Source organism: Corynebacterium lubricantis DSM 45231 (assembly GCF_000379425.1).
GTDB classification, from domain to species: Bacteria; Actinomycetota; Actinomycetes; order Mycobacteriales; family Mycobacteriaceae; genus Corynebacterium; species Corynebacterium lubricantis.
Genome location: NZ_KB902181.1, coordinates 189,753 through 211,476 on the forward strand (window position 1 = coordinate 189,753; position 21,724 = coordinate 211,476).

General features: G+C 57.7%; 19 protein-coding genes. 9 read left to right on the forward strand and 10 right to left on the reverse strand.

Translation table 11 applies throughout. The annotated features are described in order from the left end of the window. Nucleotide 1 precedes the first annotated feature (1 nt). Nucleotides 2–1,267, reverse strand: coding sequence for a phosphotransferase family protein (locus A37O_RS0100930; protein ID WP_018295614.1), 1,266 nt, complete (start codon nucleotides 1,265–1,267; stop codon nucleotides 2–4). A 138-nt stretch (nucleotides 1,268–1,405) separates the two neighbouring features. Beyond that, nucleotides 1,406–3,208 (reverse strand): aspartate--tRNA ligase, encoded by a 1,803-nt coding sequence (gene aspS / locus A37O_RS0100935; protein ID WP_026196018.1) that lies wholly within the window; start codon nucleotides 3,206–3,208, stop codon nucleotides 1,406–1,408. Nucleotides 3,209–3,346: 138 nt separating this feature from the next. On the opposite strand from aspS, the gene ypfJ reads away from it, so the two are divergent. Beyond that, a complete protein-coding gene (ypfJ, locus tag A37O_RS0100940) occupies nucleotides 3,347–4,243 on the forward strand; it encodes a KPN_02809 family neutral zinc metallopeptidase (protein ID WP_018295616.1) in 897 nt (298 codons plus the stop codon). 9 nt (nucleotides 4,244–4,252) lie between these two features. Here ypfJ and A37O_RS0100945 read toward each other — a convergent pair whose 3' ends face one another. Continuing rightward, complete coding sequence (locus A37O_RS0100945) at nucleotides 4,253–6,928, reverse strand: DEAD/DEAH box helicase (protein WP_018295617.1); 2,676 nt, start codon at nucleotides 6,926–6,928, stop codon at nucleotides 4,253–4,255. Nucleotides 6,929–6,953: 25 nt separating this feature from the next. Between A37O_RS0100945 and A37O_RS0100950 the strand changes: the two genes are divergently transcribed. From A37O_RS0100950 to A37O_RS0100975, 6 genes are all read left to right on the forward strand, one after another. Beyond that, nucleotides 6,954–7,682, forward strand: a complete 729-nt coding sequence (locus A37O_RS0100950; RefSeq protein ID WP_018295618.1) for a CBS domain-containing protein — start codon at nucleotides 6,954–6,956, stop codon at nucleotides 7,680–7,682. Nucleotides 7,683–7,799: 117 nt separating this feature from the next. Next, the gene (locus A37O_RS0100955) at nucleotides 7,800–8,918 is read left to right on the forward strand and encodes an LLM class flavin-dependent oxidoreductase (protein ID WP_018295619.1); all 1,119 of its coding nucleotides are present in this window, start codon (nucleotides 7,800–7,802) and stop codon (nucleotides 8,916–8,918) included. Next, on the forward strand, nucleotides 8,918–9,592 hold the full coding sequence (locus tag A37O_RS0100960; protein WP_018295620.1) for an FMN reductase: 675 nt from the start codon (nucleotides 8,918–8,920) through the stop codon (nucleotides 9,590–9,592). Before A37O_RS0100955 ends, A37O_RS0100960 begins: the two co-directional genes overlap by 1 nt. A gap of 38 nt (nucleotides 9,593–9,630) precedes the next feature. Then, nucleotides 9,631–9,927 (forward strand): cupin domain-containing protein, encoded by a 297-nt coding sequence (locus A37O_RS0100965; RefSeq protein WP_018295621.1) that lies wholly within the window; start codon nucleotides 9,631–9,633, stop codon nucleotides 9,925–9,927. Between the two features lie 90 nt (nucleotides 9,928–10,017). Next, complete coding sequence (locus A37O_RS0100970; protein WP_018295622.1) at nucleotides 10,018–11,379, forward strand: FAD-dependent oxidoreductase; 1,362 nt, start codon at nucleotides 10,018–10,020, stop codon at nucleotides 11,377–11,379. A gap of 54 nt (nucleotides 11,380–11,433) precedes the next feature. Then, nucleotides 11,434–12,849: an L-serine ammonia-lyase gene (locus tag A37O_RS0100975; RefSeq protein WP_018295623.1), complete on the forward strand. Its 1,416-nt coding sequence runs from the start codon at nucleotides 11,434–11,436 to the stop codon at nucleotides 12,847–12,849. Here A37O_RS0100975 and A37O_RS0100980 read toward each other — a convergent pair whose 3' ends face one another. The 7 genes from A37O_RS0100980 to tpx all read right to left on the reverse strand — a co-directional run bounded on the left by A37O_RS0100980 (nucleotide 12,850) and on the right by tpx (nucleotide 20,204). After that, complete coding sequence (locus A37O_RS0100980; RefSeq protein WP_018295624.1) at nucleotides 12,850–14,538, reverse strand: glycerol-3-phosphate dehydrogenase/oxidase; 1,689 nt, start codon at nucleotides 14,536–14,538, stop codon at nucleotides 12,850–12,852. After that, complete coding sequence (gene mtnC, locus A37O_RS0100985; RefSeq protein WP_018295625.1) at nucleotides 14,535–15,251, reverse strand: acireductone synthase; 717 nt, start codon at nucleotides 15,249–15,251, stop codon at nucleotides 14,535–14,537. Before mtnC ends, A37O_RS0100980 begins: the two co-directional genes overlap by 4 nt. A 62-nt stretch (nucleotides 15,252–15,313) precedes the next feature. Continuing rightward, complete coding sequence (locus tag A37O_RS0100990) at nucleotides 15,314–15,907, reverse strand: 1,2-dihydroxy-3-keto-5-methylthiopentene dioxygenase (RefSeq protein WP_018295626.1); 594 nt, start codon at nucleotides 15,905–15,907, stop codon at nucleotides 15,314–15,316. A 69-nt stretch (nucleotides 15,908–15,976) separates the two neighbouring features. Beyond that, nucleotides 15,977–17,521 carry a xylulokinase gene (locus tag A37O_RS0100995; protein WP_018295627.1) on the reverse strand — a complete coding sequence of 515 codons (1,545 nt, stop codon included), beginning with the start codon at nucleotides 17,519–17,521 and terminating at the stop codon, nucleotides 15,977–15,979. Nucleotides 17,522–17,653: 132 nt separating this feature from the next. After that, a complete protein-coding gene (hisS, locus tag A37O_RS0101000) occupies nucleotides 17,654–18,955 on the reverse strand; it encodes a histidine--tRNA ligase (RefSeq protein WP_018295628.1) in 1,302 nt (433 codons plus the stop codon). A gap of 11 nt (nucleotides 18,956–18,966) precedes the next feature. Further along, nucleotides 18,967–19,614 (reverse strand): MBL fold metallo-hydrolase, encoded by a 648-nt coding sequence (locus tag A37O_RS0101005; RefSeq protein ID WP_018295629.1) that lies wholly within the window; start codon nucleotides 19,612–19,614, stop codon nucleotides 18,967–18,969. Nucleotides 19,615–19,703: 89 nt separating this feature from the next. Next, the gene (gene tpx, locus A37O_RS0101010) at nucleotides 19,704–20,204 is read right to left on the reverse strand and encodes a thiol peroxidase (RefSeq protein WP_018295630.1); all 501 of its coding nucleotides are present in this window, start codon (nucleotides 20,202–20,204) and stop codon (nucleotides 19,704–19,706) included. 116 nt (nucleotides 20,205–20,320) lie between these two features. Here tpx and A37O_RS16745 point away from each other — a divergent pair, with 116 nt between their 5' ends. Further along, nucleotides 20,321–21,202 carry a peptidylprolyl isomerase gene (locus A37O_RS16745; protein WP_018295631.1) on the forward strand — a complete coding sequence of 294 codons (882 nt, stop codon included), beginning with the start codon at nucleotides 20,321–20,323 and terminating at the stop codon, nucleotides 21,200–21,202. Nucleotides 21,203–21,403: 201 nt separating this feature from the next. Beyond that, complete coding sequence (locus A37O_RS0101020; protein WP_018295632.1) at nucleotides 21,404–21,715, forward strand: hypothetical protein; 312 nt, start codon at nucleotides 21,404–21,406, stop codon at nucleotides 21,713–21,715. The last annotated feature ends 9 nt before the right edge of the window (nucleotides 21,716–21,724 follow it).

Sequence of the window (21,724 nt, forward strand, 5' to 3'; positions counted from 1 at the left end):
CCTATTGGCGTTGGGCCCTTCGATCGTCAAGACGCTCTGCAACGCTTTTTGCGAACTCGGAGACGACTGTGTACCTCGTCGCACGACCGTTGGCCGCGTAGCGTGACAGCGCTTCAAACGTCTCGTACAAGTCACGTCGAATCATCAGTTCCTCCTCGGAGAAGCCACCCGATTCGGCCGGCCGGAGCAGCTCGCCGGTGTGTTCCATTTGCAACGTCGATTCATGGTTGACACCGAGATAATCAATCTCAGTCTCGCTCAGATCCAAAGTTTGTTGCGCCCTGTCGCTATAGACCAACGTGCGAGATAGCGAGCCGTAATACATCAGCGTCACGCTTGAAAGGGCCCAGCCGATTAAGGCCGTGGTGATGGATTCATGCAGGACATCTTCGTTGAGAATGCTTGGCCAGACCCCGGAGATCTCACGAGACCACGCCTCGACGAATGCCTCTGCTTCATCGTCGGAGATCGGACGGTTGGACAGGTACTGCGGAAATCCGCCGACGACGCAGGCAAGATCGAAGGAGACATCGCGGAAGCCGGCCCACTCGTAGTCCAGAAAAATGGTGCGTTCGGCGACAATGATGTTGTCTGGGGACAAGTCAAAGGGAGTAAAGGCGCGGAACTGTCCATGCAGAATCCTGTCTTGGATCCGCGGGACTTCCTTCGCTACAGCTGCAGGTACTTCGAATCCTGATTTTTCTAATACCTCAAGGCCTGACTCCATGCCGAAGTCCAATAACCGCTCTCGCAGATCCTGCATTCCCTTCGCGTCGCCCTGATTGCGCAGCATGCGGGAGAGCAAGATGTTAAACGCATCTTCTTTTCCTGCGGTGCCAGAATGCATCTTGCCCAGAGACGTGCCCAGATTGCGGAGGATCTGAATTCTCTTTTCCGGATCCGATTCCGCAAGGAGATCAGCAAAAGTATCACCGTCTCCGCTATCGGAGATGACAAGGAGACGCTGATCAAAGTCATGTGCCAAAAGCACTGGTCCCGGGCGCACTTCTTCGGCGAGGGACGTAGTGAACTGATAAGACACTACTTCTCGCATAAATGCGGCATCTTCGACCTTATCGCCCGTGATGGGTGAATGCTTGAGTACCACCGTGCGATGAGGCAAGAAGGGATTGTTCGCGACGCGTGCGCGGGACACATTGGCGTTGCCTGATCCGCTCAGCGGAGTTACATCGTGGAGCTTTTGCCCGCCGCCGTAGCGTCGAGTCAAAAGGTCTTCAGCGACATTAACTATTTCTTCCTGATCCAAAGCATTTCTCCTTATCTCTCCACCATTGTGCCCTACCCGTAGAAAGTATGTTTGTAGAACACACAAAAACCTCCCAGCCGTACTCGAACCTTCAAGTAGCTGGGAGGTCAGCGTGTTGGGGCTGTAGGAAGCGCGTCCCTACTTAGCCGCAGCGGCTTCTACTTCTTCCTTGGATGGCTTGTAATCCACACCCGTCTCCTTGCGCTGCTCTGGCGAGATTGCACCAGGCGCATCCGTCAAAGGATCGACACCGCCACCGGACTTCGGGAACGCGATGACGTCGCGGATGGAATCAAAACCACCGAGCAGCGAGACAATACGGTCCCAACCGAAAGCAATACCGCCGTGAGGTGGTGCGCCGTAGGCGAAAGCGTCGAGCAGGAAGCCGAACTTTTCGCGAGCTTCTTCCTCACCGATACCCATGACGTCGAATACGCGCTCCTGCACGTCGCGGTTATGGATACGGATGGAGCCGCCGCCGATCTCGTTGCCGTTGCAGACAATGTCGTAGGCGTACGCGAGTGCCTCGCCTGGTTCTTTGTCGAAGGAATCCATGAACTCTGGCTTCGGCGAGGTAAATGCGTGGTGCACAGCGGTCCACTTCGAGTGGCCCAAGGCCACGTCACCGGAAGCAGTGGCATCTGCTGCTGGCTCGAACATTGGGGCGTCGACGACCCAGGTAAATGCCCAGTCGCCGTCCTTGATCAGGCCGAGCTTCTCAGCGATAGCGCCACGTGCAGCACCCAGCAACGCGCGGGAGCTCTTGGTCTCGCCAGCTGCGAAGAAGATGCAGTCGCCTGGGTTTGCGCCAACGTGCTCAGCGATGCCTGCGCGCTCAGCTTCGGTGATGTTCTTCGCCACTGGGCCAGTCAGCTCGCCGTCTTCGCCCACGAGGATGTAGGCAAGGCCCTTTGCTCCACGCTGCTTTGCCCACTCCTGCCAGGCGTCGAGCTGGCGACGAGGCTGGCTTGCGCCACCTTCCATGACTACTGCGCCGACGTACTCGTTCTGGAACACGCGGAAAGTGGTGTCCTTGAAGTACTCGGTGCACTCGACCAATTCGATGTCGAAGCGCAGGTCCGGCTTGTCGGAGCCGTACTTCTCCATTGCTTCTTTGTAGGTAATGCGTGGGATTGGGGTGGAGATTTCGTAACCGATCAGCTTCCACACATCGGTCAAGATTTCTTCAGCAACCTGGATCACATCGTCTTGGTCAACGAAGCTCATCTCAACGTCGAGCTGGGTGAACTCTGGTTGTCGGTCGGCGCGGAAGTCCTCGTCGCGGTAGCAACGAGCGATCTGGTAGTAACGCTCCATGCCTGCCACCATGAGCAGCTGCTTGAACAGCTGTGGCGACTGAGGCAGTGCGTACCAGGAGCCTGGACGCAGACGAGCTGGGACGAGGAAGTCGCGGGCGCCCTCTGGGGTGGAACGCGTCAGCGTTGGAGTCTCGATCTCGGTGAAATCGTGGCGGTCCAAAACGTTGCGTGCTGCGCGGTTTGCTGCGGAACGCAGGCGCAGGGCTTCCGCCTGACGGTCGCGGCGCAGGTCGAGGTAGCGATACTTCAGGCGTGTCTCTTCGCCGACTTCGTTGTTGGAAGCATCTTCGATCTGGAACGGCAGTGCAGCCGACTTGTTCAGAACGGTCAATTCAGTAACGTTGACTTCGATTTCGCCGGATGCCAGGTTGGGGTTCTCGGAACCTTCTGGACGTGGTTCGACAATGCCGGTGACCTGAATGCAGTACTCGCTGCGGAGATCGTGCGCCGCCTCTGCCACTGCAGATTCACGGAAAACTACCTGCGCGAGACCAGTCCGGTCACGCAAATCGATGAAGATCACACCGCCGTGATCACGGCGACGAGCGACCCAACCAGTCAAGGTGACAGACTGGCCAGCAATGTCTTTGCGGAGATCTCCCGCGAGGTGAGTGCGCAGCACGGTTTCTTGCACGTCCTTCCACGTGTTGGATGTTGAACTTCGAAAAGTCTACCCCCTTGGGTAAGAAGTTTGCGCTCTCACCCCTATTTTTCAGCTGCATACCGGTATATGACGCAAATTGCATGGCATGATATGCCCATGACTTTCAAAGGCGATATTCAGAAGTCCGGCAATCGCGCCCGGACGGGTGGCGGCGGACGCACCGGTTCTGTCGTCGCAGGCGGCGGCATCGGCGGCCTGCTCATCATTGGACTCTTCTTGCTTCTTGGCGGGAATCCCGGCGACATCGGTCAAATCACCGGTGGTGGCCAAGCCCAACAACAACAACCCGCAGATCCCGCACAAGATCCGGGTCTGGCACACTGTCAAACTGGTGATGACGCGAACCAGTACGCGGACTGCCGCGTCGAATTCACCGCAATATCCCTCGATCAAATGTGGACAGAGGTTCTCCCCCAGCAGGCAGGCCTTGAGTACCGCGAACCTGGACTTGTCGTCTTCGAAGACGCCACCCAGTCGGGTTGCGGTTATGCATCCGCCAATACTGGCCCGTTCTACTGCGGTGGCGATCAAAGTGCCTACTTCGACGTCAGCTTCTTCAACCAACTAGAACAGCTCGGTGGCGAGAACGCTCCACTAGCGCAGATGTATATTGTCGCCCACGAATTTGGCCACCATATCCAATACATCGAAGGCACCCTCGACCTGATCGACTACAACAACCCGGGCGAGGATTCCACCGCTGTTCTTCTCGAGCTGCAGGCTGACTGCTACGCAGGTATGTGGGTTAACCGAGCCGACGAGGGCCAGGACGCAATGCTGCAAACCGTCACTCCAGAGCAGGTTGAATCCGCCATCAACACGGCACGCGCGGTCGGCGACGATAATATCCAGCGTCGCTCCACCGGCGAAGTCCAGCCTGACCTGTGGACGCATGGTTCCTCCGAGCAGCGTCAAGAGGCATTCCTGCGGGGCTACAACAGTGGCAACATGTCTTCCTGCGACTACCTCAACACCGGTAACTACGCCGCTTAAGCTCAACTACTAGTCCACAAAACCAAGCCGCTTCCGCTCGATCTTCATGATCTCAGCGGCTAGGTGCGCCTCGGAAATGTCAACGGCATCGTGGGTTGAGGCGCTTTCCGAAGGCCGGGCGTAGACGTCGAAGATCTCTTGCTTGCCCGCGAGCATTTCGGTGAGTCGCTCGTCGACGGTGTCCTCCCCGATTAGCCGGTGAACAAGGACTGTGGAGGTTTGGCCCATCCGGTGCACACGGGCAATGGCCTGCGCTTCAATTGACGGCTTCAGCTGCGGTTCCACCAGAATCACCACGGAAGCCGACTGGATGTTTAGCCCCGTTCCACCTGCGGTGATCTGTGCGACGAGGACGCTCCCAGGCACAGCATTACCTAATTCGTCGATCATCTCTTGTCGCCGTGGAACGGGCACGGAGCCGTTTATTTCTCCGACCACGCGGTCGCCAAGTGCCGCGGTAATAGATGCCAGAACTTCGCGGAAGTAGGAAAATATCAGCACGTTCCGTCCTGCCTCGCCGGCCTCGTCGACAAGTTCTTTAATGCGTTCCATCTTTGCCGGCTCGCTGCTGAGAGTGGTCATGGCAGCGCGGCGCATCCCCATAAAATTGGAATCTTCCACCGCACGCTCGTAATCCTGACGGTCCGCCGAGGTCAGTTCAATCCAGTCGGTTTGTTCGAGCTTCTCCGGCAATTCATCAAGCACATCCGATTGGTTGCGGCGCAGGTAGGCGGGTGCGACGCGAACACGGAAATTGGCGGCGTTCATCGATTCCATTCCGCGGGTGATCAGCTCGGGGGCGACGTAACTGATCAGCTGGGCGAATTCTTCGACACGATTTTCCAGCGGCGTACCCGTCATCAGCAGGGCATGCGGTGCTGCGTCGATGATTGCGCGCACGGCCTGGGTACGCGCCGCGGCGGGATTCTTAATGAAGTGCGCCTCATCGACGACAAGCAAGTCGGGTACCGCAACTTCGGTGATCCCCATGGTGCGCGCCCCGTCGAAAGTGACCACGCAAATGCCACCTTCGCTCGCCCAGGCGCGTAGTTGGTCCTCTTTGTCGGTACCGTGAGCAGCAAAAACAGGCAGGTCAGTAAAAAGCTTCGCCTCGCGAACCCAATTCGGTAGCACCGATGCCGGGCTGACCACAAGGGTGCGGCTTTTGCCCTGCGCCGCCAAATGCGCCGCGGCGGCTAAAGCTTGGACGGTTTTGCCCAACCCCATCTCGTCGCCAAGCACGACCTTTTCTTGCACGAGCGCGAAACGCGCACCGAAGGATTGGTAGCCACGCAGATGCAGATCGGTTAGGTGCGTATCGTCCAGGCGCAGCGCGCGGATTCGGTCGAGGACATCGCCGGCGAGATCGTCGCCTCCCTCGATCTCGCGGCCCAGCAGCGTGGCCAGCAGTCCCTGGTAGTGCGCGGGGCGGGTGAGATAGTCCTCCCAGGTGTTGTCGCCGACGGCGACGAAACGCGCGGGCTCGAGCAGCCCCGGTTGTGCCGCACCCCAGGCGATATCATCGTTGAAATTGCGCCAGGCCAGCGGTTCCTCCGACGTCGTGGCCACGACCCATTCCTCGCCCGCGCTATAAAACGGGATTTGCTCGGCATAGGAAATCAACCGGCGGCGCCGCTCCACATCATGCGGGCCCAGCTTCTCAATCTGATCAAAGGTGGCCAAAACTCGCACCAGGCGCGTCGCTGCTGCCGTCGCGGTGTCGCCGATGCGCGTCGAGGAGGGGTCCTCCGCCTCGTTCTTCAGCGTCTGCGCGGCCGCCTTCATCCGGCGGGCGGTCTGCTCGCCGATGCCGTTGATCCCTGTCAAGTCGCTAATCGACGATTCAAGCACCTGCTTCACCGTGGTAATGCCGGAAGCCTCCAGCCCCTGAAACCGCAGCCGCTCGTTGGTAACGCTGCGCAAAGCATCGACGGGGAGTTGTGCTAGCAAGATTTCGGCACGGTCACGTGCGAGTTCGGCCAGCGCAGATTCTGCTTGACGACGAAGGTCTGGTTCCGAGCCCGGCGCGTTGTTGAGTTCCCACGCTTTGGAGAGCACAAAGCGAATTTGAGTCGGGTCGACCTGTTGGAAGTGGAGCTCACCTCCGGTTCCAATGGTCTTTTGTAAGGCGCGCTTGGCCCCGTGCAGGTACGTCTCGGGCGTGCCGTGGGGACCGGGGAGAAGGTGCACGCCTGTTGATTCCTGCAAGCGTGTTGCCTGGTCGAGGCGGCCCAAAATTGTGTCCACGTCGCGTGTTAAGGCTTGAAAGCTCCCTTCCGAGAGCCGTCGCGAAAGTGCGCGGGCGGCCTCTTGTGCTTCCTGGAGCTTGCGTCCGCCGAATAGGCGTCCGAAAAATCCCGGCGCGGCGTCGCGGGCTTGCGTGGCTAGTTGCGGGATTCCGTCCAAGCGCTGGGGGTAGGCCGCGAGCTTGTCTGCGGCATCTGGCAGCGATTCGAGTTCCGCGAAGGCATAGAGCCCGGGTGGCCAACTCATTTCGCTGGGGATAATCAGGTAGGCGGTCTGACCGTCTGCGTCCTCCGTGAGATAGGTCATCTTGGAGTTGGGCACGTCCTGGGCGCCGGAGCGTTCGATGAGGGTGAGCAGGCTGCGGAGGGCAGAAATCCGGGAGAGGTGTGCGTCGTTAGCGCTGAGTAGCTGGTCTAGTTCTTCCCGGGACACTGGCATGGAAAAACAGCCTACACTTGAGACGATGAACAGTTCAGATAATCGCGCGACAGCCTTTCTTGCCGCATTCAATGACATCGAGGACCATCTCCGGGTACAACTCGGGGCGAAAAAATCTGACAGCTTCCGCTGGATGGTGGACCAGGCGAAGCGGCGCCACGTGTTATCAGAAACCCACGCCGAGGACCTCAAGGAATTCGCGGAGCTCCGCAATGCGATCTCGCATGGTCGCTATACCAAGGACCTGCGCCCGATTGCCGAGCCGCTGCCCGAAGCAGTGGAGCACATCGAGAGAATCCGGGACCTGCTCCAGCATCCTCCCCTTGCCCTGGAGGTGTTGGGCTCGCACCAGAAGATTTATACGTTTGCCCCAGATGACGATATTCACGACGTGCTCCGCATCATCAAGAACACCGAGATTAGTCAGTTCCCTGTGTACAAGGAAGGTCGTGCCGTTGACCTGCTAACCACGAACACCGTCGCCCGCTGGGTAGCCGCCGATTTAGACGACAACGATCATTTGGATGCGCGCTCGGTTGCCGAGGTGTTGGACTATGCCGAAAGCAACGACCGTGCAGTATTCCTGCCCAAGGATGCGACGGCACAGGAAGCTTTAGATGCCATGGTGATTCCGGATGGCAAGCGTGGTCTGCCTCGTGCAGCGGTGATCACCGAGCATGGGTTGGACACGCAGAAGCCTCTTCGCGTTGTAGGCGGATCGGACGTTGTCGCACTTCGCAACGCCCTTCAGTAGTCATTCCGGTATCCAGTTCAAAAACCGCGCAACACTCCGGGAATAGATAAACTTTAAAGTTGTTGACATGTCAAATAGGCTAGTTACAGAACATCACAACCAGAAGGAATGAGATAAATGCAGTTTGGCATCTTTACCATCGGCGACGTCACCACCGACCCGACAACAGGCAAAACTCCGACCGAGCACGAGCGCATCAATGCAATGACTGCTATCGCTCTCAAGGCGGAGGAAGTAGGCCTCGACGTTTTCGCTACAGGTGAGCACCACAACCCACCGTTTGTGCCTTCGGCGCCTACCACCCACCTGGCTTATATCGCGGCAAAGACGGAGAAGATTCAGCTCTCTACGTCGACGACGCTGATTACTACTACCGACCCCGTGCGTATCGCCGAGGATTACGCCTTCCTGCAGCACCTCTCCGGTGGCCGGATGGATCTCATGATGGGCCGCGGTAACACCGGTCCTGTCTACCCTTGGTTCGGCAAGGACATCCGCGAGGGCATCCCACTAGCCGTAGAGAACTACCACCTGCTGCGCCGGCTGTGGCGCGAAGAGGTAGTCAACTGGGAGGGCAAGTACCGCACTCCGCTGAACGGCTTTACTTCTACCCCAGCTCCACTCGATGGTGTCCCACCGTTCGTATGGCACGGCTCGATTCGCTCCCCACAGATCGCGGAGCAGGCTGCCTTCTACGGTGACGGCTTCTTCCACAACAACATCTTCTGGAACAAGGAACACACCGCACAGATGGTGAAGATCTACCGCGAGCGTTACGCGGCTTACGGTCACGGACAGGCAGACCAGGCCATCGTCGGCCTTGGCGGCCAGGTTTACATGGCAGAGACCGAAGAACAGGCCAAGAAGGAGTTCCGCCCGTACTTCGACAACGCCCCTGTGTATGGCCACGGCCCAAGCATGGAGGAGTTCACCGAATTGACCCCGCTGACTGTGGGTACCGTAGAGCAGGTGATCGACCGGACCATGCAGTTCGCTGACTGGGTCGGTGACTACCAGCGCCAGCTCTTCCTGATGGATCACGCCGGCCTTCCACTCGAGGTCGTGCTCAATCAGATCGAGATCCTGGGCACCCAGGTCGTTCCAGAGCTGCGCAAGCGAATGGAAGCACGCCGCCCTGACCACGTGCCTTCCGATCCTCCAACCTTCGCAACGCTGCGCGAAAACCGCGACGCACCACACTTCAAGGTCAACCCAGGCGAGGCAGGTACCAAGTAATGAATACCGTCACCGTCATTTCCGCAGGACTGTCCATCCCGTCAACGACGCGCCAGATCGCGGATGCAGTCTCGCAGCGCGTTGAGGCAGCCGTCTCCGCTCGCGGCGAGTCCGTCAAGATCCAAAACATCGAGCTGCGCGGCTACGTCAACGACATCGCCCAGGTCTTTACCACGGGCTTTTCATCGGAGCGTCTCGACGAGATCAAAACCCAGGTCAGCGAGTCAGACGGGTTGATCGTGGTCACCCCAGTATTTAAGGCAAGCTACTCCGGGCTGTTCAAGATGTTCTTCGACGCCTTAGATACCGAGGCGCTCAACGGGATGCCCACTATCATTGCCGCCACTGCAGGCACTGCGCGTCACTCTCTCGTCACCGAGTACGCAATGCGCCCACTATTTACCTACATGAGGGCCGTCGTCGTCCCAACCTCCTTGTTCGCAGCCACCGAGGACTTCGGTGGCGAAGAAGGAAAGGCCTTCGAACAGCGCGCCTCGCGTGCCGCGGGAGAACTAGCGGATCTTATTGTCTCGCAGAATTCCGCAGTGGGCGGACTCGGCGGTGCCACGGCTGAGGGCCAGGGCACCCACCGTCGTCGTAAAGCGGGCGTTGATTTGGAAGAGGACATGGTGCCTTTCGCCGAACTGCTCAAAGACCACGACGGTAACGGCTAGGGTGACGGTAGACCCATCCTCTACTACTAAGGACCCTCATGGCATCCGCGAAACGTCCCCAGGTCACGCCGCTTCAAGAAGGTGAGCTGGTTGATACCAAACAGATGGTCGCCGGCGAAGGCGTGAATTGGCCGCGCCATAAGGCGTCCACCGAGTCGGTTCTGATCGTGACGGAGGGCGGGTGCGTCGTTGTATTCGACGATTCCGAGCACCCGCTGGCCACCGGTGAGAGCCTGATTATACCTGCTGACACCTGGCACGAAATTCAGGCGAACCCCGCATTTACTGCCACTCACATCATGCCCAAGGGCCTGCGCGTGACTTTCTCCGCGTAGCTTTTCCTCCTCGCCACGCCGGGGCCAATCAGGAGTACCGTCGTGCCTAGGTCATACCAGGGTCATACCAGGATCTAGAGGAGGAATTTCATGAACACGTTTGACGTCGCTGTGATTGGTTGGGGCAAGGGCGGAAAAACCCTTGCCGGAACGCTGGCTCGCGCAGGCAAGAAAGTCGCGATGATCGAACAATCATCGGACATGTACGGTGGCGCGTGCATTAACGTGGCCTGCATTCCTACCAAGGCGCTGATCCACAATGCTGAGACGCGCACAGACCACGACTACGATCCTTCCTACTTTGCCACTTCCGTGGAGCGCCGCGATAACCTCACAGCAGCTATGCGGCAGAAGAACTACTCCATGCTCGCTGACCTCGACACGATAGTGGTTTTCGACGGCAAGGCACGCTTTAGCGGCCCCAAGACCATTACCGTCAGCGCCGGCGATGACGAACTCGACGTCACCGCGGAGACGATCATTATCAATACGGGCTCATCACCCAATATTCCAAGCATTCCCGGCGCCGAGGTCGGTGGTGTCATTCACACCTCGATCACCCTTCAACACGCACACCTGCCGAAAGAACTAGTCGTCGTCGGCGGCGGTTACATCGGCATCGAGTTCGCCTCCATGTTCGCCCAGTACGGGTCGGAGGTGACAGTCATCGATCGCAATGCGCGGCCTCTTTCGCGTGACGACGAAGACGTGGCTGCAGAAGTCGCCAGCGCCGTCCGCGATACCGGCGTGAAATTTATCAATAGCGCACAGGTCGTCCGCATCGACAGCGACGAGGCAAGCGCCACCGTCACCTACACCATTGGTGACGAAGAGCACGAGGTGCGCGGCGATGCCGTCCTCTTGGCACTCGGGCGCCACCCCAACACCGCCGAGCTCAACTTGGAGGCCACCGGTGTGAGCACTAATGAGAAGGGGGCGATCGAGGTCGACGAGTTCCTGGAAACCTCGGTACCGGGCATTTATGCTCTAGGTGATGTCAACGGTGGCCCGCAGTTCACCTATGTCTCCCTTGACGACAATCGCATTGTGCAGGATCAACTCTTGGGCACCGGCAAGCGCTCGACCAAGGATCGGGTTGCCGTGGCCTCCACGGCGTTTACTACCCCACCGTTCTCGCGCGTTGGGCTCAGCGAAACGCAGGCCCGCGAGCAAGGCCTTGAGATCAAGGTAGCGAAGAAGAAGATCGCCGATATCGCGGCGATGCCTCGTCCCAAGATTGTCGAGGACCCGCGCGGCTTGATCAAGATCATCGTCGATGCACACACTGATGCGATTCTCGGAGCAGCGCTCTTCCACGTTGATTCCCAAGAGGTGATCAACCTTGTTTCCCTGGCTATGCGCCAAGGAGTCACGGCGACAGTGCTGCGTGATTCCATTTACACCCACCCCTCTTCCTCCGAGGCGCTGAACGAGGTTTTGGGCACCATCTAGGAATTATTTCGGGTACATTCGCGGTAAATAGTATGTACGAGAAAGGGTGCCTCCATGTCTGCCACCAGCATCAGTGTTACTGACTTGTTCACCATTGGCATCGGGCCTTCTTCCTCGCACACCGTGGGTCCGATGCGGGCTGCCCAGGCGTTCGTCGATACGCTCTCTGAAGACCCAGCGCATGTCACGGTGACCTTTCGCGGATCGCTGGCGGCCACGGGTGTGGGACACGGAACGGACCGGGCGGCGCTCTTGGGGCTGGTGGGATACACCCCGACGACCGTGAGCCCCGAGGTCGAGCCGGTGTTGGGCACACCGATTCCTGCCAGTGGGACCATCGCGGGCCCGGACAGGACGGTGTCCTATTCGTTGGTGTTTGACCCGCAGCCAGTATCCGAACACCCGAATTGCCTCTATTTCGACGCCCGAGCTGCGGACGGAACTGTGCTCGCCGAAAGGATGGAATACTTCTCGCTCGGCGGAGGATTTATCCAAGACCGCGCGGAAATCGATGCACAACACTTGCAGGGCCCGTTGCCCGCAGGCGCAGCGTCAGCCGCGCGCGAGGCGGACGTGCCCTACCCCTTTGAATGCTCGGACGATCTGCTTGTGCTTTGCGACGAGTCGCGGACCTCCATTGCCGATGTGATGGCCGAAAATGAGAGGTACCTGCACAAGTCCGACGGCTGGGACACCGTGGTCCGCCACCTTGACCAGGTATGGGAGACTATGCAGGAATGCGTCGCCGCGGGGATCGAGAAGGACGGCACGCTGCCCGGCGGGCTCGATGTGAAGCGCCGCGCACCTCGACTGCATCAACAGCTTTTGGATAAAGATGCCGACGATCGCCCCAGGGGCCTCGACGCAATGGAGTGGGTCAACCTTTATGCCTTGGCGGTCAATGAGGAAAACGCCGCTGGCGGACGCGTGGTCACGGCTCCGACCAATGGCGCCGCTGGCATTATCCCCGCTGTCATGCACTATTGCCGCGACTTCACCGATGGGTTCACCGCCGAACAGGCTCGGGAATTCCTGCTGACCGCAGGTGCGGTAGGCGCGATTATTAAAACCAACGCGTCGATCTCTGGAGCCGAGGTGGGCTGCCAGGGCGAGGTCGGATCTGCTTCTGCCATGGCCGCCGCCGGCATGTGTGCCTACCTTGGGGGCAGCCCCTCCCAGGTGGAGAACGCCGCTGAAATCGCGCTCGAGCACAATCTCGGCCTGACCTGCGACCCAGTGGGAGGCTTGGTGCAGATTCCGTGCATTGAGCGCAATGCTATCGGTGCCATCAAGTCGATCAACGCGGCTCGGCTGGCAAAACTGGGCGACGGTAACAACCGCGTCAGCCTCGACAACGTCATTGAAACCATGGCCGCCACCGGGCGCGACATGCTGACCAAATACAAGGAAACCTCCACCGGCGGCTTGGCCACTCAGCTCGGGTTCCCGGTCAACATCACCGAATGCTAATTAGAGTGCGCTAAAGGCCTGGTCGATCACGTCGTGGCGTGCTGCAGTTTTACCGTTGTAAGCGGCTGCTACACCGCTGGCTTTCTCGGTATCCCAACCCAGCAGGGGCGCAATGATGTTTGCCACTTTCTCCACGACGTGATCTGGGACGGCGCCGAGGGTGCCCACGGTGAGCCTGCGGTCAATGACATCTTCGAGGGTCAGTGCGTGCTCGTGGGTCACGGCGTACACGGCTTGAGCGGCGATATCGTTGCTGGTTCCTGGCCAGAGCAGTTCGTCGAGCCCTTCTCCTTCGGCGACGGTGCGCAGGACCTCGGTGTGCTCGGTGCCGTAGAGGCGCGCGAGGTGCTCGCGCACCGCAGGGCTGAGCGATAGCTCGCTGCGTTCCTGCACCGCTACAGTGAACGCATCCGCGACGGTGTCGTAGTCCCCGAAGGAGCTCGACAGTGGGCGCTTTGTGTCGTCGAAACGCTTTGTCGGCGGAAGCTTCGCTGCCATGGCCTTCACCACGGTGTCAATGACCTTCTCTCCCATCGCTCGGCCCGTGGTCCACTTGCCGCCGGTGACGGTGAACAGGCCGGCCAAGCCCTGTTCTTGGTGGTCGCGGACCTCGAAGCGTCGCGACGAGGTGTAGGTATCGTTGCCGTCATCGATCAGCGGACGCACACCCACAATCGTGTCCTCGACCTGATCGCGTGTAAGCGGGTGCGACGAAACGGAATCGAGCGTCTCGCGCAGCAGGTTGATGTCGGATACGTCAGTCGTTGTCGAATCGGGGTCGCCCGAGGTCGGGGTATCTGTCGGGCCGACGAGGGTGCGGCCTTCCCACGGATTGACCACAATGTGGCGTCCATTGCGTCCTCGGACATAGACGGCTTCTTTTGTCTGCAAATCCTTGGTGATCAAATGAACACCCTTCGCTTGCTTAACTCGCACGCCTGCTTGTCCCGAAAGGTTTCCAAGAGCTTCTGCAACCCAAGGGCCCGCCGCATTAATCACCGCGGATGCAGCGACCGAGAATGTTTCTCCGCTCAAGTTGTCGCGGATATCAACACCTTGAATCGCGCTTCCTTCTCGGTCAATGTTGACTACCGAAGCATGATTGACTGCCGTTCCTCCCAGTGAGGCAAAGTCCTTCACCATCGCCAGCAAGAGACGTTCAGCATGAAGATTGAGGGTATCGTCATGTCGCCAGGCGCCTTGAAGACCATCGGTCTGGAGCCAAGGTACCTGTTTAAGCAGCGCCTGTTTTCCAATCCACTTGAAGCGTGGTGAGCGAACATCTCGGGGGACCCCAACATTGCGGTTAAGAGCCATGGCTTCATACAGGCCGACTCCGGCGCCAAGGATAGGCGCTGGTGGCTTCGACCAATCGTAAGCTGTTAATAGAAAACTACGGGGCTGCACGAGGTGAGGGGCTGCAATTGTAAGGAAGCGGCGTTCGCGAACAGACTCTGCCACCACGGCAAAGTCGTATTGCTCTAGATACCTAAGCCCGCCGTGGATTGCCTTTGTTGTAGCCGCCGAGGTCGCATGTCCGTAATCGTTCTGCTCGACTAACAGTGCTTTGAGCCCGCGGCCAGCGGCATGACGTGCGACCTGCACACCAGAGATACCTCCGCCAATGATGACTACGTCGTAGCGCACATCGAGTGGGCCTCCGAACACACGATCAGAAAGCTTACTCATAATTTCCACTCCACTTGGTCGAAACTGCTAATTTCAGGATGTCCAGCGACACCCCGGTCGTAATATTGATCCCCTTCACGGCGAACTCCGACTGTCTGCCAGCCGTCTTCACCGGCGGCATCTAGTTCTTCAACTAGGTCAGAAAAGAAGAGAATCTGCTCTGCTGGAACTCCAATGACTTCACGAATCGTCGAATACGATGAGGCAAGTTTCTTTGGCCCTGCGTTTTCAGTGTCAAAATGCCCGGTAAACATCTCAAGCAGGGAGCCTTCAGGTGAATTTCCAAACCAGGCGGTCTGAGCATTAACCGACCCAGAAGAGAATATTTTCAGATCGATACCTTCAGCAAACCAACTCCGGATCGCCGGAATCGAATCGTCAAAAAAGTGGCTTGTTAGATCACCATTATTAAATCCGTCCGCCCAAATCAAACCTTGGAGAGTTTTTAAAGGAGTTCGCTTCTGATCGCCATCGAGCCAGCCCTCAAGCGCATTAACTAGATCTTCAACTGTCGGATTTTCAGTGAGTCCTGCTTCATCGATAATTTGCCCTTTGGCACGCAGTACATCTGGATGGTCTGCTTTGTCAGTCAACCATAGCGAAAATCGCTCGCGTGAGTAGGGATAAAGTGTCTCATGGACAAACCATGTCGATGAGGTGGTCCCCTCAATGTCGAGGACAATCGTTGTCGGTCTAGGCAAACGGATGTTCATCCACGCGCTCCTTCATTTGGGCTGGCTTCTAACATGCGACGTAACAGAATTGCGAAAACCAATTAACTCATCGATGCAACAAGTGCATCGTGGGTGGCGAATTTCGTGGAGATTGGCTCGCCTTCGAGCTTTTCTTCAGTAAAGTCACCAACCCAGCCTTCACCATCGTGAAAGAAACGAATTGCGGTAAAATCTGGGTTCTCCGTCCCCATATCGAACCAGTGAGTAGCACCCTTAGGCACTGAAACTAGGTCTCCGCCTTCGCACACAATCGCGTGCACAGTGTCTTCAAGATGCAAGTAGAATGTCCCACGACCATCGACGAAAAACCGCACTTCATCGTCAGAGTGGGTGTGTTCGTCGAGGAACTTTTCCCGGGCGCCAGCAGCAGTTTCTGCAAAATTTGGCTGGCCCGTATTCTTTAATTTGGCTACATCGACAGTGACGAAATTGTGTTCTTTCTTTAGCTCCTCCACTTCGGCTTCGTATGCCGCTAGAACAGCCTCTTGGTCCGCATCCTCAGGTAGTTCCTTCGTTGCCCATTGATCAAAACTGACACCCAGCTTCGACAACTGCTGTGCAATTGCTTCTTTTTCCTGGCTGCGGAAAGTTTCGGTTTCGGGTTCGTTGACGTTCCATGTCACAAGCAAAGTCATAAGAGTTCCTTTCACAGAATGATTTGTCGCCCTAATTCTGAATATGGTGGACGACGTGATTTCTAAATTCTATCCGAGCTTCCGAAGATTTCGGACCTGCTCGAATACATCCAACATTGGTCCGCGCAAGAGCCCAGTGCGAATCTCGCCTACTTGTTGGTACAAGGCGTTGTCAGATTGATTGGGCTGGACTATTTCACCGCCAGCAGTCCATTCCATTAGCTGCTTCTCAACCGACTCGGATAATCCAAGTGCGACATTTGCCAGAGCCGCATTCGCTAACGGTGGGCCGTCGACGCGCGGTGGCTTGCGCCATGGAATGCCGGTCACTGATGCCTTGATCGAGTTCCATACATTTGAGTTGCCTCCTCCACCGGTGACCAGCACCTCTTCCAGCTCGGTACCGGTTCGGTGGAAAACATCGAGGTAGCTCGAATACTCAAAGGCGATGGATTCCAGTGCAGAACGCCACAGCTGGCCAGTATTGGTGCCGGAGTGTAGACCGAGCCATGTGCCCGACGCATTTGGGGAATCAGGGTTACCACCTGCCAGATACGGCAGGAACAAGACTCCCCCACTTCCGGCTTCTTCACTTTCTGCCAAACTGTCGAAATCAGAATACGCATGTTCATCATGTGCGAGATTTGCAACTTGGTCTCGGAACCACCTCAAGGAAAGTCCCCCTGCTCGGATATAGCCCCAGTAGAACGACTGACCTGGCAAGGTTCCGTTGGAATAAAGCATCCCAGGTACGTTGGTTACTTCAGGAATAATCCCTTCGACACCTACCGTTAGAATTGAAGTGGTTCCAGCAGAATCACAGGCCTGGCCTGCTCTTAAAAGCCCAGAAGCTAGGTTCGACTGCATCACATCACCTGCCCCAGCAACGATTGGAGTTCCTGCAGGCACTCCCGTCAGGTTCGCAAATTCTGAAGTAAGTTCCCCAATGATTGAATCCGACGGCACGATCGGGGGAAGAATGTCCTCTGGAATTCCAAAAGCATCAAGTTGGTGTGAAGAAAACCCTCCGGTAGAAGCATCCCAACCAACCATCCACCCAGATACATGGGTTGGTTCTGTATACATTTCGGATTGACTCAAGCCCGCGAGACGAGCGGAGACGAAAGGTGCGACGGAGACCGTCCGCTTCACCCTGGCCCAAATTTCGGGTTCATTGTCTCGCACCCAACCCAGCATGAACGGTGCTGCGTAGGCATCCAAAGTTGAGGTACCCGATTCCTGGAGCCATAGTGGTTCAAGTTCTCGAGCGGCCTTCGCAGCAAGGTCTGCAGACCGCGTATCCAAGCTTGTAATAATTGGATACAACACGCGGGAGTCTTCATCGAGCAGGACTTGGCCAACCAAGATTCCGGATAAGGCGATGCCAGCTATGTCAGCAACATTAATTCCTGATTCGGTGGCTTCTCTCACCGCCTGGCTAATCGCAGAAACAGTGGCATCAACAAGTTGGTTTGCATCCATCTCTGCCAGACCCGGACCTGGATAGGAGATGGTATGTGGTGCATACGCCTTCCCTACTTGCAGCCCCGTAGTGGTGTACACAATGGCTTTTGAGCCTTGAGTTCCTACGTCCACGCCAATGGTTACGGTCATCGAGAACTCCCAGATTCTCAGCGGTCGCCTCGAGAGAATGAGCCCCACGGTTAGACCGAGCTGTATAGATCGTTGATTACATCCTAGACAAACCCGTATAGATCTGGAAGTTTGGGGTACTCAACCAATCAGTTACTCCGAAAGGGCCGACCTCAGTGCCGTAACTACTTGATCAAGCGCAACCGGCTGCTGCGTCTGATCTGCCATGTTCTTCACCGAGACCTCGCCGGCCTCCAATTCCTGGTCACCGAGTACCAGCGCAAATGAAGCACCTGCGCGGTCCGCTCCCTTCATGGCACCCTTGAGTCCGCGGTCGCCGTAGACCATGTCGGCGGAGATACCGGCGGCGCGGAGCTCGTCGATAAGCAAAGCCATGCGACGCTTTGCCGCGCCGCCGAGCGCGACCCCGTAGACGTCGACGCGACGGTCGACTCCGTCGAGGACGACGCCTTCCGCCTCGAGGGCGAGCACGGTGCGGTCAACGCCGAGGCCGTAGCCGATGCCGGAGAGGTCTTGGCCACCGATTTGTGCCATCAGGCCGTCGTAGCGACCGCCGCCACCAATGCCGGACTGGGCACCGAGGCCGTCATGGACAAATTCGAAGGTGGTCTTGGTGTAGTAATCAAGGCCGCGAACCATGCGCGGATTGATCACGTACGGCACACCCATGTCGTCGAGGGTGCCCGTGACAGTTTCGAAGTGTGCCCGCGTGTGGTCGTCGAGGTGATCAAGCATAAGTGGCGCATCGGCGGTCATCTCTTGGACCTCGGGGCGCTTGTCGTCGAGGACGCGCAGCGGGTTGATCTCAGCGCGCTGGCGGGTTTCCTCGTCGAGAGGCAGCTTGAACAGGAACTCCTGCAGCTTCTCGCGGTAGGCTGGGCGGCAATTGTTATCGCCCAGGCTGGTCAGCTCGAGGCGGAAATCCTTCAGGCCCACGGCGCGGTAACTGCGGTCGGCCAGTGCGATGACCTCGGCGTCGAGCAGCGGATCGTCGACGCCAATAGCCTCAATACCGACCTGCTGCAGCTGGCGGTAACGGCCGGCCTGCGGGCGCTCGTAGCGGAAAAACGGACCGTAGTAATTCAGCTTCACCGGCAGGTAACCGCGATCGAGGTTGTGCTGGATCACCGCACGCATCACACCCGCGGTGCCCTCCGGGCGCAGGGTGACGGAGCGCTCGCCGCGATCGGCGAAGGTGTACATTTCCTTGCTCACAACGTCGGTGGACTCACCCACGCCGCGGGCAAACAAGGTGGTGTCCTCGAAAATCGGAAGCTCAATGTGCTGGTAGCCAGCCAAATGCGCCTGGCGAGCAAACTCGTCGCGGACCCGAATAAAGGTCGCGGATTGTGGTGGCACATAATCGGGCACGCCCTTCGGGGCTGCCAGTGCCTTGAACTTCTCCGGGGATTTTCCAGTCTTGTTAGTACTCACAGGCAGAAAGTTTAGCCGTTCTGCTTTGCTTGAATGAGATATGGGTTGGTAGTGCGCTCCCCGCGCACCGAAGTTGTGGGCCCGTGCCCCGGCAGAACCGCCAATTTATCGTCCAAGTCCCACACCGGCCCGGCAAGCGATCGCAGCATGGCATCATTGTCCGAATCCGGAAAGTCAGTCCGCCCGATTGTGCCCCTAAACAACACATCACCGGTGAAAACAACCTCGTCGTGGATCAACAGCACGCTGCCCATCGTGTGGCCGGGAGCGTGGGCAACGCGCAGTGTCACTCCCGCAATTTCGAGAATTTGTCCGTCTTCGAGGTGGCGAAGATCGCGCACGGGGACCATATTTTTAGCGTCAAAAAGCATCAGAGTTTCTTCGCGCACACCCTCCGCACCCTTGAGGTAGGCTTCGTCGCCTTCATGAATGTAGACTGGAATGTCGTACTTCGTGGCCAAGGACCCCGCATCGCGGCTGTGATCGATGTGCCCATGAGTCAGCAGCACCGCCTTGAGCCCCACCCCATTCTCGTCCAGTTCCGCAACAACTTTGTCATGGGCATGCATGCCGGGATCCACCACAATCGCCTCATCGCCTTGGGTGATGACATACGTATTCGTTTTGTATGGCCCCGCGGCAAAACCGGAAATATTCATGGGCACAGCATAGTGGATGAGGGCGACAAGCCCGCTTTACGACGAATGCCCGGCCTACACTTTGTGCGGGCCGGGCATGAGGGAGTGAATTACTTCAGCGCTTCTAGTGCTGCGTCGTAGTTAGGCTCTTCGGAGATTTCGTCGACGAGCTGGGTGTAGAGGACCTTGTGGTTCTCATCGGTAACAATCACCGAACGAGACAGCAGACCCTGCAAAGGAGAATCCTGCAGAGTCACGCCGTAATCCTCGCCGAAAGAGGAACGGAAAGCGGAAGCGTTGACAACGTTCTCAATGCCGTTGGACGAGCAGAAACGATCATGTGCGAAAGGCAGATCCTTGGAGATGCACAGCACGGTGGTGTTCTCGTCGAGCTCTGCTGCGCGCGAGTTGAATTCACGCACAGAGGCAGCACAGGTGCCGGTGTCCAAGGAAGGGAAGATATTCAGGATCAAGCGCTTGCCGCTCAATGCGCTATCGGTCACAGGAGCCAAGTCGGTGCCCACGAGCTCGAAAGCTGGAAGCTGGTCGCCCACTGCTGGGAGTTCGCCTGCGGTAGTTGCTGGTTCATTCTTAAAAGTTACGTTTGCCATGGGCCCCACTGTAGTGAGAACGAACGTGACCCGCCACGCTCCCGGCTCACCGATTCAGTAGAGTGTTAACGTATATCTACCGTACGTCCCACATAAGGCAGCGAGGTTTCAACCCGGTGAGTAATAACGAACAGCGTGGCAAAGACGCCCTCAAAAAACTTGAGAGCGAGCTCAACTCCCGTGACCGCAAAGAGAAGCGACAGCCGATTACCGTTGCGGCTCTTGCAGCTGTAGTCATTGCGGCTGTCGGCGGTGGTATTTACTACGCAGTGACGTACAACAGCGACGAGGAAGTCGTGGCTGAAGAAAGCGCCCAGGAGACCACACCTGCAGAGGAGACTGATCCTCTCGCCGGCTACGAGCCACTGGCTACCCAGCGAGCCGAGGCTCTACCGGCAACAGTGGAATGTACCTACAACGACGCTGGCGAGGCCGCCCGCGACGTGGGCATGCCGGGGACCGAGAACATCTCCACCGAGGGCACGGTCACAGTCAATCTGGATACCACGGCTGGACCGATCGGCATGGAACTCGACCGCACCGTTGCGCCTTGTACCGTGAATGCGATTGAGTATCTCGTCGACCAGGAGTACTTCAACGACACCGTCTGCCATCGCCTCACTACAGGCGAAGGCCTGAAGGTTTTGCAGTGCGGCGATCCGTCGGGCACTGGTTCCGGCGGACCTGGTTTTGAGTTTGCCAATGAGTACCCCACCGATGAGGCTGAAGACACCAATACCCCCGTCATCTACGAGCGGGGCACCATCGCCATGGCCAATGCAGGCCCAGACACCAACGGTTCGCAGTTCTTCTTGAACTACGGCGATGGTGGCCTGCCACCACAGTACACCTACTTCGGCAAGATTGACGACGAAGGCCTCTCCACCCTCGACTCCGTTGCGGAAGCCGGTGTCAATGCCGCTGAATCCCAGATGGGACCACAAGACGGCCCACCGGCTGAGGAAGTTCGCATTACCTCCGCGACCGTCGCTAGCTAGTTGCCATTTTTGCGGTGCAGAGTCTGACAGGAAGCTTAAGGGAATATGATTCTTGCAGGTAGAGCAAAAAATTAAACCTTTGAACTTTCTGTGCGATTCGTGTTGCAGGCCCTATCGACCCAGGCTATAGTTCCAAAGGGTAATTCGTAATGCCTCGAATACATCAGTTGTATTCGTGACGCTCCACAGAATGGGATACACATGAAGCTCCGCAAGGCTCTCGTTGCAGCAGCAACCGCACTCACCGTCGCCACCGCAGGTACCGTCGTCGCAAACGCAGAAGATAACCCTGCTGCTAGCTCCACGGCAACCAACGTTGTGGACGCACCTGACACTGAAAAGGATCCCGAGACGGATACCGAGACCACCACCACCGAAGAAGCTTCCTCGGACCTCAGCAGCAACATCAACACCGATGATCCAAACGAACTGAAGTCCTGGATCGGTGTCTTCACCGCTGTGATCACCGCGCTGGGTGCAGCCTTCGCTTTCATCACCAAGTACTTCGTCTAAACCTTTCAC

Bases quoted from the DNA above. Each gene is read 5' to 3' on its own strand.
- A37O_RS0100955 (WP_018295619.1), top strand. From the start codon at position 7,800: ATGCAGTTTGGCATCTTTACCATCGGCGACGTCACCACCGACCCGACA.
- A37O_RS0100995 (WP_018295627.1), bottom strand. From the start codon at position 17,521: ATGACCGTAACCATTGGCGTGGACGTAGGAACTCAAGGCTCAAAAGCC.
- A37O_RS0100960 (WP_018295620.1), top strand. From the start codon at position 8,918: ATGAATACCGTCACCGTCATTTCCGCAGGACTGTCCATCCCGTCAACG.
- A37O_RS0101020 (WP_018295632.1), top strand. From the start codon at position 21,404: ATGAAGCTCCGCAAGGCTCTCGTTGCAGCAGCAACCGCACTCACCGTC.
- A37O_RS0100965 (WP_018295621.1), top strand. From the start codon at position 9,631: ATGGCATCCGCGAAACGTCCCCAGGTCACGCCGCTTCAAGAAGGTGAG.
- A37O_RS0100975 (WP_018295623.1), top strand. From the start codon at position 11,434: ATGTCTGCCACCAGCATCAGTGTTACTGACTTGTTCACCATTGGCATC.
- mtnC (WP_018295625.1), bottom strand. From the start codon at position 15,251: ATGAACATCCGTTTGCCTAGACCGACAACGATTGTCCTCGACATTGAG.
- A37O_RS0100945 (WP_018295617.1), bottom strand. From the start codon at position 6,928: ATGCCAGTGTCCCGGGAAGAACTAGACCAGCTACTCAGCGCTAACGAC.
- tpx (WP_018295630.1), bottom strand. From the start codon at position 20,204: ATGGCAAACGTAACTTTTAAGAATGAACCAGCAACTACCGCAGGCGAA.
- A37O_RS0100980 (WP_018295624.1), bottom strand. From the start codon at position 14,538: ATGAGTAAGCTTTCTGATCGTGTGTTCGGAGGCCCACTCGATGTGCGC.
- ypfJ (WP_018295616.1), top strand. From the start codon at position 3,347: ATGACTTTCAAAGGCGATATTCAGAAGTCCGGCAATCGCGCCCGGACG.
- A37O_RS0100970 (WP_018295622.1), top strand. From the start codon at position 10,018: ATGAACACGTTTGACGTCGCTGTGATTGGTTGGGGCAAGGGCGGAAAA.
- A37O_RS0100950 (WP_018295618.1), top strand. From the start codon at position 6,954: ATGAACAGTTCAGATAATCGCGCGACAGCCTTTCTTGCCGCATTCAAT.
- A37O_RS0100990 (WP_018295626.1), bottom strand. From the start codon at position 15,907: ATGACTTTGCTTGTGACATGGAACGTCAACGAACCCGAAACCGAAACT.
- A37O_RS0101005 (WP_018295629.1), bottom strand. From the start codon at position 19,614: ATGAATATTTCCGGTTTTGCCGCGGGGCCATACAAAACGAATACGTAT.